Origin of the sequence: Pseudomonas umsongensis, from assembly GCF_012647205.1 — a bacterium.
Classification (GTDB): domain Bacteria; phylum Pseudomonadota; class Gammaproteobacteria; order Pseudomonadales; family Pseudomonadaceae; genus Aquipseudomonas; species Aquipseudomonas umsongensis.
The window spans coordinates 1,948,458-1,962,726 of the sequence record NZ_CP051487.1; the positions used below are offsets into that span (position 1 = coordinate 1,948,458).

The 14,269-nt window shown below is 57.9% G+C and carries 11 protein-coding genes; all 11 read left to right on the plus strand.

The genetic code is table 11. From position 1 onward, the window contains the following. Positions 1-395 precede the first annotated feature (395 nt). The gene (gene gyrA, locus HGP31_RS08885; protein WP_020800128.1) at positions 396-3,050 is read left to right on the plus strand and encodes a DNA gyrase subunit A; all 2,655 of its coding nucleotides are present in this window, start codon (positions 396-398) and stop codon (positions 3,048-3,050) included. A gap of 250 nt (positions 3,051-3,300) precedes the next feature. Next, a complete protein-coding gene (gene serC, locus HGP31_RS08890; protein ID WP_033041273.1) occupies positions 3,301-4,386 on the plus strand; it encodes a 3-phosphoserine/phosphohydroxythreonine transaminase in 1,086 nt (361 codons plus the stop codon). Beyond that, positions 4,386-5,480 (plus strand): prephenate dehydratase, encoded by a 1,095-nt coding sequence (pheA, locus tag HGP31_RS08895; RefSeq protein ID WP_020800126.1) that lies wholly within the window; start codon positions 4,386-4,388, stop codon positions 5,478-5,480. The genes serC and pheA overlap by 1 nt, the downstream gene beginning before the upstream one ends. A gap of 13 nt (positions 5,481-5,493) precedes the next feature. Next, on the plus strand, positions 5,494-6,606 hold the full coding sequence (gene hisC / locus HGP31_RS08900) for a histidinol-phosphate transaminase (protein ID WP_168757485.1): 1,113 nt from the start codon (positions 5,494-5,496) through the stop codon (positions 6,604-6,606). A 28-nt stretch (positions 6,607-6,634) separates the two neighbouring features. Continuing rightward, positions 6,635-8,842: a bifunctional prephenate dehydrogenase/3-phosphoshikimate 1-carboxyvinyltransferase gene (locus tag HGP31_RS08905; protein WP_033041276.1), complete on the plus strand. Its 2,208-nt coding sequence runs from the start codon at positions 6,635-6,637 to the stop codon at positions 8,840-8,842. Next, complete coding sequence (gene cmk / locus HGP31_RS08910; protein ID WP_033041268.1) at positions 8,839-9,528, plus strand: (d)CMP kinase; 690 nt, start codon at positions 8,839-8,841, stop codon at positions 9,526-9,528. The genes HGP31_RS08905 and cmk overlap by 4 nt, the downstream gene beginning before the upstream one ends. Positions 9,529-9,647: 119 nt before the next feature. Next, positions 9,648-11,342: a 30S ribosomal protein S1 gene (rpsA, locus tag HGP31_RS08915; protein WP_020800122.1), complete on the plus strand. Its 1,695-nt coding sequence runs from the start codon at positions 9,648-9,650 to the stop codon at positions 11,340-11,342. Positions 11,343-11,557: 215 nt separating this feature from the next. Beyond that, positions 11,558-11,839 carry a hypothetical protein gene (locus tag HGP31_RS08920; protein WP_033041181.1) on the plus strand — a complete coding sequence of 94 codons (282 nt, stop codon included), beginning with the start codon at positions 11,558-11,560 and terminating at the stop codon, positions 11,837-11,839. A 129-nt stretch (positions 11,840-11,968) separates the two neighbouring features. Beyond that, positions 11,969-12,265 (plus strand): integration host factor subunit beta, encoded by a 297-nt coding sequence (ihfB, locus tag HGP31_RS08925; RefSeq protein WP_003218804.1) that lies wholly within the window; start codon positions 11,969-11,971, stop codon positions 12,263-12,265. A 27-nt stretch (positions 12,266-12,292) separates the two neighbouring features. After that, positions 12,293-12,532 (plus strand): lipopolysaccharide assembly protein LapA domain-containing protein, encoded by a 240-nt coding sequence (locus tag HGP31_RS08930; protein WP_168757486.1) that lies wholly within the window; start codon positions 12,293-12,295, stop codon positions 12,530-12,532. Between the two features lie 245 nt (positions 12,533-12,777). Continuing rightward, positions 12,778-14,208: a polysaccharide biosynthesis protein gene (locus HGP31_RS08935; RefSeq protein ID WP_168757487.1), complete on the plus strand. Its 1,431-nt coding sequence runs from the start codon at positions 12,778-12,780 to the stop codon at positions 14,206-14,208. Positions 14,209-14,269 lie beyond the last annotated feature (61 nt).

Consider the following 14,269-nt stretch of genomic DNA (forward strand, 5'->3'; position numbering starts at 1 on the left):
ATATTCGCGGTGTGGCCGCAATGGGCGGCGCAATGACGAATCATTGTGGGAGCGAGCCTGCTCGCGAAGGGGGCCTGAAAGCATTAAAACAGCGTGAATCTGCCCCTGGTTCTCCATTCAGCACTGCTCTAAGCCCCTCTGATCCCCTTCAAGCCTGTCATCGGTCAACTAACTATGCTCCATGCGCATCAGGGGGATAGGTGCGTGGCGGCTCTTGTGATAACATCCGGCGGTTTCCAAGGTTGCCCCGCGGGGTGACCTTTACTGCGCAGATCCATGGCATAACTCGTTGATTTGTCGTAAGTCGGTGCATGGCACTCAGCCTGCAGCGGCGAGCTTCGTTCGTCCCATATGGATGAGACGAAGTTTCACCAGAAAAAGGAATCAGGCTTCTCATGGGCGAACTGGCCAAAGAAATCCTCCCGGTCAATATCGAAGACGAGCTGAAGCAGTCCTACCTCGACTACGCGATGAGCGTAATTGTCGGGCGGGCACTGCCGGATGCGCGCGATGGCTTGAAGCCCGTGCACCGGCGCGTGCTGTTCGCGATGAGCGAGCTGGGCAACGACTTCAACAAGCCGTACAAGAAATCTGCCCGTGTTGTCGGTGACGTGATCGGTAAGTATCACCCGCACGGTGACACCGCGGTGTACGACACCATCGTTCGGATGGCGCAGCCATTTTCCCTGCGCTACCTGCTGGTAGACGGCCAGGGCAACTTCGGTTCGGTGGACGGCGACAACGCCGCGGCCATGCGATACACCGAAGTGCGCATGACCAAGCTGGCGCACGAGCTGCTGGCTGACCTGCACAAAGAAACCGTGGACTGGGTGCCGAACTACGACGGCACCGAAATGATCCCGGCGGTCATGCCGACCCGTATTCCCAACCTGCTGGTCAACGGCTCCAGCGGTATCGCCGTGGGCATGGCGACCAACATTCCGCCGCACAACCTCGGTGAAGTCATCGATGGTTGCCTGGCGCTCATCGACAACCCCGAGCTGACCGTCGACGAGCTGATGCAGTACATCCCCGGTCCGGACTTCCCGACCGCCGCGATCATCAACGGTCGCGCCGGCATCATCGAGGCTTACCGTACCGGTCGCGGGCGCATCTACATGCGCGCCCGCTCGATGATCGAAGACATCGACAAGGTCGGTGGCCGCCAGCAGATCGTCATCACCGAACTCCCTTACCAGCTGAACAAAGCCCGTCTGATCGAGAAGATCGCCGAGTTGGTCAAGGAGAAGAAGCTCGAAGGTATCACCGAGCTGCGCGACGAGTCCGACAAGGATGGTATGCGCGTCGTGATCGAGCTGCGTCGCGGCGAAGTGCCTGAGGTGATCCTCAACAACCTCTACGCCCAGACCCAGCTGCAAGCGGTATTCGGCATCAACATCGTCGCGCTGATCGACGGCCGTCCACGCATCCTGAACCTCAAGGACCTGCTGGAAGCCTTCGTGCGTCACCGTCGCGAAGTCGTCACTCGTCGTACCGTGTTCGAACTGCGCAAGGCGCGCGAGCGTGGGCACATCCTCGAAGGTCAAGCGGTTGCCCTGTCGAACATCGACCCGGTCATCGCCCTGATCAAGGCTTCGCCGACCCCGTCGGAAGCCAAGGAAGCGCTGGTCAGCACCCCTTGGGAGTCCTCGGCGGTAGTGGCGATGGTTGAACGTGCCGGCGCCGATTCGTGCCGTCCGGAAAACCTCGACCCGCAGTACGGCCTGCGCGACGGCAAGTACTTCCTGTCGCCAGAGCAGGCGCAAGCCATCCTGGAACTGCGTCTGCACCGCCTGACCGGCCTGGAACACGAAAAGCTGCTGGCCGAGTATCAAGAGATCCTCAACCAGATCGGCGAGCTGATCCGCATCCTCAACAGCGCCACGCGCCTGATGGAAGTGATCCGCGAAGAGCTGGAAGTGATCCGTGCCGAATACGGCGACGTGCGCCGTACCGAAATCCTCGATGCGCGTCTAGACCTGACCCTGGGCGACATGATCCCGGAAGAAGATCGCGTGGTGACCATTTCCCACGGTGGCTATGCCAAGACCCAGCCACTGGCGGCGTACCAGGCCCAGCGTCGTGGCGGTAAAGGCAAGTCGGCGACCGGTGTCAAGGATGAGGACTACATCGCTCACCTGCTGGTTGCCAACAGCCACACCACGCTGCTGCTGTTCTCCAGCAAGGGCAAGGTGTACTGGCTGAAAACCTACGAAATCCCTGAAGCCTCCCGTGCTGCCCGTGGTCGTCCGCTGGTCAACCTGCTGCCGCTGGATGACGGTGAATACATCACCACCATGCTGCCGGTCGAGGAATACACCGAAGGTCACTTCATCTTCATGGCCACCGCCAACGGCACCGTGAAGAAGACCCCGCTGGAATCCTTCAGCCGTCAACGCAGCGTCGGCCTGATCGCGCTGGAGCTGGACGAAGGCGACGTGCTGATTTCCGCGGCCATTACCGATGGCGAGCGCGAAGTCATGCTGTTCTCCGACGGCGGCAAGGTAACGCGCTTCAAGGAATCCGACGTTCGTGCCATGGGCCGTACCGCTCGTGGTGTGCGCGGCATGCGCCTGCCAGAAGGTCAGAAGCTGATTTCCATGCTGATCCCGGAAGAAGGCAGCCAGATCCTCACCGCTTCGGCGCGTGGTTATGGCAAGCGTACGGCGATCACCGAGTTCCCTGAGTATAAGCGTGGCGGCCAGGGCGTGATCGCCATGGTCAGCAACGAGCGCAACGGCCGTCTGGTCGGTGCGGTCCAGGTGCTCGACGGCGAGGAAATCATGCTGATTTCCGACCAGGGCACCCTGGTGCGCACCCGTGTCGACGAAGTGTCGAGCCTGGGGCGTAATACCCAGGGCGTGACCCTGATCAAGCTGGCCAACGATGAAACGCTGGTTGGCCTGGAGCGCGTCCAGGAGCCTTCGGAAGTCGAGGGTGAAGAGCTGGAAGGCGAAGAAGGTGCTGTGTTCGAAGGCACTGCAGTGATCGACGACATCGTCGAAGACCAGCAACTCGACGCCGCCGCTGACGAAGAACCACAGGAATAAGCGGGTAAACAGGGGGCGGATGAAAATTCGCCCCCTTGTTGTTTGTCCGAGAGGAAAATGTCGACACCCATGGATATCCCCTGTGGGAGCGAGCCTGCTCGCGAAGCAGGCGCCGCGGTATCTCTGAAACACCGCGGTGATGCATTCGCGAGCAGGCTCGCTCCCACAGGTGCCTGCTTCAGCAGGGCCCCTGTGTCGATTGATAATGTGATTTATTGCGTGATACCACCAAATCAGAGCGAGATTGGATGTGAGCAAGAGAGCCTATAACTTCTGCGCCGGTCCTGCGGCGCTTCCCGAAGCTGTCCTGCAGCGCGCCCAGGGTGAACTCCTCGACTGGCACGGCAAGGGCCTGTCGGTCATGGAAATGAGCCATCGCAGCGATGAGTTCGTGTCCATTGCCACCAAGGCCGAGCAGGATCTGCGTGATCTGCTGAATATCCCCTCGAACTATAAAGTGCTGTTCCTGCAAGGCGGCGCCAGCCAGCAATTTGCCCAGATTCCGCTGAACCTGCTGCCTGAAAGCGGCACCGCCGACTATATCGACACCGGTATCTGGTCGCAGAAAGCCATCGAGGAAGCGTCGCGCTTCGGTAACGTCAATGTTGCCGCCACCGCCAAGCCCTACGACTATTTCGCCATTCCTGGCCAGAATGAATGGCAGCTGTCCAAGGACGCGGCCTACGTTCACTACGCGCCGAACGAAACCATCGGCGGCCTGGAATTCCAGTGGGTTCCCGAGACCGGTGACGTGCCATTGGTGGCCGACATGTCTTCGGACATCCTCTCACGCCCGATCGATGTCTCGCGCTTCGGCATGATCTACGCCGGCGCCCAGAAGAACATCGGCCCGAGCGGTATCGTCGTGAACATCGTTCGCGAAGACCTGCTCGGTCGCGCCCGTTCCATTTGCCCGACCATGCTCGACTACAAGGTCGCGGCCGACAACGGCTCCATGTACAACACCCCGCCAACCCTGGCCTGGTACCTGTCCGGCCTGGTGTTCGAGTGGCTGAAAGAGCAGGGCGGTGTCGAGGCCATCGGCAAGCTCAATGACGTCAAGCAGCGCACGCTGTACGACTTCATCGATGCCAGCGGCCTCTACAGCAACCCGATCAACAAGTCGGACCGCTCGTGGATGAACGTACCGTTCCGCCTGGCCGATGACCGTCTGGACAAGCCGTTCCTGGCTGGCGCCGACGAGCGTGGCCTGCTGAACCTCAAGGGCCACCGCTCCGTGGGCGGCATGCGCGCCTCCATCTATAACGCCGTCGACATCAACGCGATCAACGCGCTGGTGGCGTACATGGCAGAGTTCGAGAAGGAACACGGCTAATGTCTGAGCAAGAACTCAAGGCACTGCGCCTGCGCATCGATGCCCTGGACGAAAAAGTCCTGGAGCTGATCAGTGAGCGCGCACGCTGCGCCCAGGAAGTTGCGCGAGTAAAGATGGCTTCGCTGGCCGAAGGCGAAGTGCCGGTGTTCTATCGTCCCGAGCGCGAAGCTCAGGTGCTCAAGCGTGTCATGGAGCGCAACCAGGGGCCGCTGGGCAACGAGGAGATGGCGCGGCTGTTCCGCGAAATCATGTCCTCGTGCCTGGCCCTCGAGCAACCGTTGAAAGTCGCGTACCTGGGCCCTGAAGGTACCTTCACCCAGGCGGCGGCCCTGAAACACTTCGGCCACGCGGTGATCAGCAAGCCGATGGCGGCCATCGACGAAGTGTTCCGCGAAGTGGCGGCCGGTGCGGTGAATTTCGGCGTTGTCCCGGTGGAAAACTCCACCGAAGGCGCGGTCAACCACACCCTCGACAGCTTCCTCGAGCACGACATGGTGATCTGTGGTGAAGTCGAGTTGCGGATTCACCACCACCTGTTGGTCGGTGAAAACACCAAGACCGACAGCATCAGCCGCATCTACTCCCACGCCCAGTCCCTGGCCCAGTGCCGCAAGTGGCTGGACGCCCACTACCCGAATGTCGAGCGCGTGGCGGTGTCCAGCAACGCCGAAGCGGCCAAGCGGGTCAAGGGCGAGTGGAACTCGGCGGCGATTGCCGGCGACATGGCGGCCGGTCTCTACGGGCTGACCCGATTGGCCGAGAAAATCGAGGACCGTCCGGACAACTCCACGCGCTTCCTCATGATCGGTAACCAGGAAGTGCCGCCGACTGGCGACGACAAGACCTCGATCATCGTCTCGATGAGCAACAAGCCGGGCGCGCTGCACGAATTGCTGGTGCCGTTCCACGACAATGGCATCGACCTGACGCGAATCGAGACCCGTCCGTCGCGCAGCGGCAAATGGACCTACGTGTTCTTCATCGACTTCGTCGGCCACCACCGCGACCCGCTGGTAAAAGGTGTGCTGGAAAAGATCAGTCAGGAAGCAGTAGCACTCAAAGTGCTGGGTTCCTACCCGAAAGCAGTTCTCTAAGGGGCGGTAGCAAATGAGTGGCAATTTCCTCGCTCTGGCACAGCCGGGCGTGCAACAACTTTCGCCTTACGTTCCGGGCAAACCCGTGGACGAACTGGCGCGTGAGCTGGATCTCGATCCGGCCAGCATCGTCAAGCTGGCCAGCAACGAAAACCCGTTGGGCGCGAGCCCCAAGGCCCTGGCCGCCATCCGTGATGCCCTGGTCGAACTGACCCGTTATCCAGACGGCAATGGTTTTGCGCTCAAGACCCTGCTGGCCGGACAGTGCCGCGTCGAGCTGAACCAGGTGACATTGGGCAACGGCTCCAATGACATCCTTGAGCTGGTCGCACGCGCCTACCTGGCGCCGGGCCTGAATGCGGTGTTCAGCGAGCATGCGTTTGCGGTCTACCCGATCGTGACCCAGGCCGTCGGCGCCCAGGCCAAGGTTATTCCGGCCAAGGACTGGGGGCATGACCTGCCGGCCATGCTGGCGGCCATCGACGCCAATACCCGCGTAGTCTTCATCGCCAACCCGAACAACCCAACCGGGACCTGGTTCGATACCGAGGCGCTGGATGAATTCCTCCAGGACGTGCCGGAGCACGTGTTGGTGGTGCTGGACGAGGCCTACATCGAATACGCCGAAGGCAGCGACTTGCCGGACGGCCTGGACTTCCTGGCGGCTTACCCGAACCTGCTGGTGTCGCGCACGTTCTCCAAGGCCTACGGCCTGGCGGCATTGCGCGTCGGTTATGGCTTGTCCACCGCCGTGGTCGCCGATGTGCTGAACCGCGTGCGCCAACCGTTCAACGTCAACAGCCTGGCCTTGGCCGCTGCGTGCGCTGCGCTGCAAGACGCCGAGTACCTGGCGGAAAGTCGTCGCTTGAACGAGTCGGGCATGCAGCAACTGGAAGCGGGTTTCCGTGAGTTGGGCCTGAGCTGGATTCCTTCCAAGGGCAACTTCATCTGCGTTGATCTAAATCGCGAAGCGGCCCCGGTGTTCCAGGGCTTGCTGCGCGAAGGCGTGATCGTGCGTCCGGTGGCCAACTACGGCATGCCGAACCACTTGCGCGTTACCATCGGTCTGCCGGCGGAAAACAGCCGCTTCCTTGAGGCGCTGGCCAAGGTTATGGCTCGTGGTTGATGTCACTGTGCCGCAATCTGCTGAGCCGTTGATCGGGCGCCTGGTGGTGGTCGGCCTGGGGTTGATCGGCGGTTCGTTTGCCAAGGGTTTGCGCGAAAGTGGCCTGTGCCGCGAAGTGGTCGGGGTCGACCTCGACCCGCAGTCGCGCAAGCTGGCCGTTGAATTGGGCGTGGTGGATCGTTGCGAAGAAGACCTGGCGGTGGCTTGCCAGGGTGCCGACGTGATCCAGCTGGCTGTGCCGATCCTCGCGATGGAAAAAATGCTCGGCCGATTGGCCGGCATGGACCTGGGGCAGGCGATCCTGACTGACGTTGGCAGTGCCAAGGGCAACGTCGTGCGTGCGGCGAGCGAAGCCTTTGGCGGTATGCCGGCGCGTTTCGTGCCGGGCCATCCGATCGCCGGTTCCGAGCAGAGTGGGGTGGAAGCCTCCAATGCCGACCTGTTCCGTCGCCACAAAGTGATCCTCACGCCGCTGGATCAGACCGATCCGCAAGCCTTGGCCGTGGTCGATCGCCTGTGGCGCGAACTGGGCGCCGATGTCGAGCACATGCAGGTCGAACGGCACGACGAAGTGCTGGCGGCCACCAGTCATCTGCCGCACTTGCTGGCATTCGGCCTGGTCGACTCGCTGGCCAAGCGCAATGAAAATCTTGAGATCTTCCGTTACGCTGCGGGCGGCTTCCGCGATTTCACAAGAATCGCCGGGAGCGACCCGGTCATGTGGCATGACATCTTCCTCGCTAACCGCGAGGCTGTCCTGCGCACACTCGATACATTTCGCAGCGACCTCGACGCCTTGCGCGACGCGGTCGATGCAGGGGATGGGCACCAATTGTTGGGCGTTTTCACGCGCGCCCGGGTTGCCCGCGAGCATTTCAGTAAAATCCTGGCCCGTCGGGCCTATGTGGACGCTATGAATTCCAACGATCTGATTTTCCTGGCTCAACCTGGTGGCCGCCTGTCCGGTCGGATTCGCGTACCAGGTGACAAGTCGATTTCCCACCGTTCGATCATGCTGGGCTCCCTGGCCGAAGGCGTCACCGAAGTCGAAGGTTTCCTCGAGGGCGAAGACGCCCTGGCGACCCTGCAGGCGTTCCGTGACATGGGCGTGGTCATCGAAGGCCCGCACCATGGTCGTGTGACCATCCACGGCGTCGGCCTGCATGGCCTCAAGCCAGCACCGGGCCCGATCTACCTGGGTAACTCCGGCACCTCGATGCGCCTGTTGTCCGGCCTGCTGGCCGCGCAAGACTTCGACAGCACCCTGACCGGCGACGCTTCGCTGTCCAAGCGCCCGATGAATCGCGTGGCCAACCCGCTGCGCGAGATGGGCGCCGTCATTGAAACCGCTGCCGAAGGTCGTCCGCCGATGACCATCCGTGGCGGCAACAAGCTCAAGGGCCTGACCTACACCATGCCGATGGCCAGTGCCCAGGTTAAATCCTGCCTGCTGCTGGCGGGTCTGTACGCTGAAGGCAAGACCACCGTCACCGAACCTGCGCCAACCCGCGACCACACCGAGCGCATGCTGCGTGGCTTCGGCTACCCGGTGAGCGTTGACGGTGCAACGGCCTCGGTCGAGTCGGGTGGCAAGCTGACCGCGACCCATATCGAAGTGCCGGGCGACATCTCGTCGTCGGCGTTCTTCCTGGTGGCCGCATCGATCGCCGAAGGTTCGGAGCTGGTGCTCGAGCATGTCGGCATCAACCCGACCCGTACCGGCGTCATCGACATCCTGCGCCTGATGGGCGCTGACATCACCCTGGAAAACCAGCGTGAAGTAGGTGGTGAGCCAGTGGCTGACCTGCGTGTGCGGGCAGCTAAACTCAAAGGTATCGAGATTCCCGAAGCGCTGGTTCCGCTGGCCATCGACGAATTCCCGGTGCTGTTCGTGGCTGCCGCCTGTGCCGAAGGGCGCACCGTGCTGACCGGCGCCGAAGAACTGCGGGTCAAGGAGTCGGACCGTATCCAGGTCATGGCCGATGGCCTGCTGGCACTGGGTGTCAAATGCCAGCCGACGCCGGACGGCATCATTATCGACGGCGGCCAGATCGGCGGCGGTGAAGTGCACGGCCACGGCGACCACCGGATTGCCATGGCTTTCAGCGTCGCCTCGCTGCGCGCCACTGCACCGATCCGCATCCATGACTGCGCCAACGTCGCGACCTCGTTCCCCAACTTCCTCGCGCTGTGCGCGCAGGTCGGTATCCGCGTTGCCCAAGAGGCTCAGTCGTGAAGCGCATTGCACCGGTCATCACCATTGATGGGCCAAGCGGCTCGGGCAAAGGCACCATCGCCGGAATCCTGGCTCGGCGCCTGGGCTGGAACCTGCTGGATTCCGGTGCGCTGTACCGTCTGCTGGCCTTCGCCGCGCACAACCACGGCGTCGACCTGACCAATGAAGAGCTGCTGAAGAAACTCGCCGCTCATCTGGATGTGCAATTTATCGCGGCGACCGAAGGTCAGCTGCAGCGCATCATCCTGGAAGGTGACGAGGTCAGCGACGTGATCCGTACCGAAAGCGTCGGCTCGGGTGCCTCCCAGGTGGCGGCATTGCCCGCGGTGCGCGAGGCGCTGCTGCAGCGCCAGCGCGCCTTCCAGGAAGCGCCGGGCCTGGTGGCCGATGGTCGCGACATGGGCACTGTGGTGTTTCCGGATGCGCCGCTGAAGATTTTCCTGACCGCCAGTGCCGAGGAAAGGGCGCGTCGTCGATATTTGCAGTTGAAGGGCAAGGACGAGGATGTTAGTCTGTCGAGTCTGCTAGATGAGATCCGTGCACGCGATGAGCGTGACACCCAGCGAGCGGTAGCCCCGCTTAAACCGGCGGCTGACGCCATACAGCTGGATTCCACGGAGTTGTCCATCGACCAGGTGCTGGAACGCATCATGAGCGAGATCGCCATTCGCGATATCGCCGGGTGACCAAGAAGGCCGCAGGGGACCAGTCATAGTCCTGTGGCGCTTCTTTTAAATGAAACTAACCCACACCGTCTGGGGTGTGGAGATGGGCGTATCCTTCGCCCTCATTCACAGGAATTAAAATGAGCGAAAGCTTTGCGGAACTCTTTGAAGAAAGCCTAAAAACCCTGAACCTTCAGGCAGGCTCCATCATCACCGGTGTTATCGTTGATATCGATTACCAAGCTCGCTGGGTAACCGTTCACGCTGGCCTGAAGTCTGAAGCACTCATCCCGCTTGAGCAGTTCTACAACGACGCTGGCGACCTGACTATCAACGTCGGTGACGAAGTTCACGTTGCGCTGGACTCGGTTGAAGACGGCTTTGGCGAAACCAAGCTGTCCCGTGAAAAAGCCAAGCGCGCTGAATGCTGGATTGTTCTGGAAGCAGCCTTCGCAGCCGAAGAAGTGGTCAAGGGCGTTATCAACGGTAAGGTTAAAGGCGGCTTCACTGTCGACGTTAACGGCATCCGTGCGTTCCTGCCAGGTTCTCTGGTTGACGTCCGTCCAGTGCGCGACACCACGCACCTGGAAGGCAAAGAGCTGGAATTCAAGGTCATCAAGCTGGACCAGAAGCGCAACAACGTTGTCGTTTCCCGTCGTAGCGTCCTGGAAGCCGAGAACTCCGCCGAGCGCGAAGCTCTGCTGGAATCCCTGCAGGAAGGCCAGCAAGTCAAAGGTATCGTCAAGAACCTCACCGATTACGGCGCATTCGTCGATCTGGGTGGCGTGGACGGCCTGCTGCACATCACCGACATGGCCTGGAAGCGCATCAAGCATCCTTCCGAAATCGTCAACGTTGGTGACGAAATCGACGTTAAGGTTCTGAAATACGATCGCGAACGCAACCGTGTTTCCCTGGGCCTGAAGCAACTGGGCGAAGATCCATGGGTTGCTATCAAAGCCCGTTACCCAGAAGGCACTCGCGTTACCGCTCGTGTAACCAACCTGACCGACTACGGCTGCTTCGCTGAGCTGGAAGAAGGCGTTGAAGGCCTGGTACACGTTTCCGAAATGGACTGGACCAACAAGAACATCCACCCTTCGAAAGTCGTACAAGTCGGCGACGAAGTGGAAGTTATGGTTCTGGACATCGACGAAGAGCGTCGTCGTATCTCCCTGGGCATCAAGCAGTGCAAATCTAACCCATGGGAAGATTTCTCTGGCCAGTTCAACAAGGGCGATAAAATCTCCGGCACCATCAAGTCGATCACCGATTTCGGTATCTTCATTGGTCTGGACGGCGGCATCGACGGCCTGGTTCACCTGTCCGACATCTCCTGGAACGAAGTGGGCGAAGAAGCTGTTCGTCGCTTCAAGAAGGGCGACGAGCTGGACACCGTTATCCTGTCGGTTGACCCAGAGCGCGAGCGCATCTCCCTGGGTATCAAGCAACTGGAAAGCGATCCGTTCTCCGAGTACGTTCAAGAGAACGACAAAGGCGCAATCGTTAAGGGCATCGTGAAAGAAGTTGACGCTAAAGGCGCCATCATCACCCTGGCCGACGATATCGAAGCGACTCTGAAAGCCTCCGAAATCAGCCGTGACCGCGTTGAAGACGCGCGCAACGTTCTGAAAGAAGGCGAAGAAGTAGAAGCCAAGATCATCAGCGTTGATCGCAAGAGCCGCGTAATCCAGCTCTCGATCAAGTCGAAAGACGTTGAAGACGAGAAAGAAGCTATCCAGAGCCTGCGCGACAAGCCAGTAGCTGGTGACGCTCCAGTAGCCACCACCCTGGGTGACCTGCTGCGTGCTGCACAAGCGGAAAAACAGAACTAAGTTCTGACTTTCTGTAAAAAAAGGGCGACTTCGGTCGCCCTTTTTTGTGCCTGGAATTCGGCTCTCCGTCGTGGATGCGATCTTCTGCGCGCTAACCACGAAACATTCCCTCGCCAAAACTGTCTCTTTCCTTAGCAGGATCAATCGCTTATTTGCAGCTAGTCTTAGCGTGGGGTAAGCGACAGCCGGGCGTTCTGCCTGGCATAAGGAATCAAATGAAGAGGCTCGTTGTCGTGATGGCAGTGCTGGCATTGGTGGTGGGTTGTACAACTAATGCAAGAACGCATGCCGTGCGTGGGGTCAGTGGTATCGAGATCGATTGCTCAGGGCTGGGTTCGGGATGGGAGAGGTGCCAGAAGCGTGCAGGTAAAGAATGCAAAGGCGCGGGCTACAAGGTCGTGGCCAGGTCCGACGACGCCAAGGAAGAGCAAGAATTTCTCTTCGGTTTCAACCCCGCGGGCTTTAGCACTCGGACGATGCTGGTTATCTGCAGGTGAGTGGGCGGGTAGGGCATCAGAGTCTCGGGGGAGAAAAAGCAGGGTGCAGGATGGGGCTGTTCAAATTTGTCAGGGCATGCTAAAACCTTTGAAGCGCTGATCTAGCTGCTTGAAAAAGAAGGGAAAATTATGACGAAGTCGGAGTTGATCGAACGAATTGTCACCCATCAAGGGCTGCTCTCATCAAAGGATGTGGAGCTGGCCATCAAGACCATGCTTGAGCAAATGTCCCAATGCCTGGCCACTGGAGATCGCATCGAGATCCGTGGGTTTGGTAGCTTTTCATTGCATTACCGTGCGCCTAGGGTAGGGCGTAATCCGAAGACCGGCCAGTCGGTTAGCCTGGATGGTAAGTTTGTTCCTCATTTCAAGCCGGGGAAGGAGCTGCGGGATCGAGTGAACGAGGATGAGGAGGAGGGGGTTTGATAGTTACCGCCATTGAAGGGGCTGGGTATGCGTAATCTCAAGGGCATATTGCTTGCTGTGTTGATTGTGCTTTTGGTTTTGGCGGTATTGGCGTTCATTCTCGAGAATCAGCAATCGATATCCCTGCTGTTTTTGGGTTGGGCGAGCCCTCAATTGCCAGTGTCGGCGACTATCGTAATTGCGTTGCTGACAGGAATGGTGATCGGTCCTTGTGTTGGTTGGCTGTTGGGTCGAGCATCGCGAGTGCGTCGCAAGCCTCTGGTTTAATCCGCCTTGGTTTGTCGTATTCAAGGGGGGGAGGGGTGTTGGTGCAAGAATTGAGGGGGGGGCATATCCAGAAGTTTATCGGCTTGCAATGTTGCTGTCTGGTTCTTCTGTGATTCCCTTATTCTTTCGAAGCCGCGCAGCTGGGATAATGCCGTGTTCTATTGTGGTGATGTTCTCAAGCAATTCTTCGAGATGCGAACTTGTTGGAGGTTTAATGATGTGTGAAATGCTGATGTCATTGTGTAATGAATAATAATTCATTTTTATCCAAGTTTTTTTTGTATGTTCCAGTGAAGTTAATTCCCGCATTTATGGGAATATTTTTTGTATTTTTTCTTTATAAGTTTTTTCCTCAAGGGCAGTACGTTAGCTATTCTGTTTGTGTGACGTGTGCGTTGATTACTGCGCAGCTTTTTGCTGGGTGGGTTGGTAATTCATTTGTTTATCATTTTTCTAGCAGTGAGGATAAGAGGGTATTTTTCTCTAGCTCATTGGCGGTGATATTGTTGATAGCGCCAATTGCGGGGCTATTGGCGGCTTCAATAGGTATGTTTTTCGTTGATGATGATTTTGTTTTTTTAAATGTATGGGTTTTGTGCGTTAGCTATATATTATTTTTTTTTCTGTCGTCTGTTTGTCAGGCAGATTTTTTAGTTTGGCAACAGTTGAGAGCTGCTGTTCTTCAAGCCGTCGTACAGGGGGTATTGGTTTTCACTTTGTTTGATGGTTTGGGTGTCGATTTTCGTTATGCATTGGTAGCTCTATCGGTTGGTTATATTTCTGCTTGCATGCTTATTTTATTCAGTGTTGTCAGGAAGTTTGGGTTTTCCAATCCGATAATCTTTCGAGATAAATTCAGGCTGATAGTGAGCTCGTTGTATCAGTATGGAGCTGCTTTGTCACCTTGGATCCTTGGTATGTTGGTCATGGCCTCTGCAGATCGATTTGCAATTGGATACTATGAGATTGAATACGGCGACACCTATCTGTCTCTAAAGGATCTATTTGCAGGGGGCGCTGGTCTATTAAGTATGCCGCTGTTGATGGTAGTGCACCCGTTGGTCATCAGGCGGTTTAAAGAAAAGCGTTTTGCTTCTAGTGTCATAGAGAGTTCTTTTGCTTTTCTTATAGTCGCTTTCTCGCTTTTGTGGTGTGCTTTGCAATTCGTTGGATTTGATTTGTTTGAACGTTTGACCGGTAAAGCTATCGATTTATCGTTGTGGGTGGTGTTTTTTGCATTTGTGAGTGTGTTTCTGAATTCTTCCTCCGTGTATGTGCAGAAGCGATTGGAAGTGCATCGCAGGATGAGATTGTTGGCGGTCCTATCCATTGTTTCTGCGCTGGTTTCTATAGTTTTTTCATATGTGGGCGGGAAATTTTGGGGGCTTTACGGTGTTTCGGTCGGCTTAATGGTTGCCCAGAGTTTTTATTTTTTTCTGGTTATTTATAGCACCCGCAAAAAAATAAGTCTTTATCGCTGCATGGCAATACCGCTAATCGTTTCTCTTTTGACCGCGCTAATAGGCGCTGTGTATTATTACGCGTTGGGCGAATGGCTCGGAGTGGATGATTGGCGAATAAAGTCAATGATGTGGCTCGCGGGTTTTTCTGTGATCGGCCTTCTAGCGTTGTGGAAGGGGGTAAGGTGGAATGAATTTACCAGAGGGGTTTTGTAATGATCGCTTGTGTAAATGATTTGGTTTTATCTTGGGCGTTGTAGTTGATTGTCTGATTGAG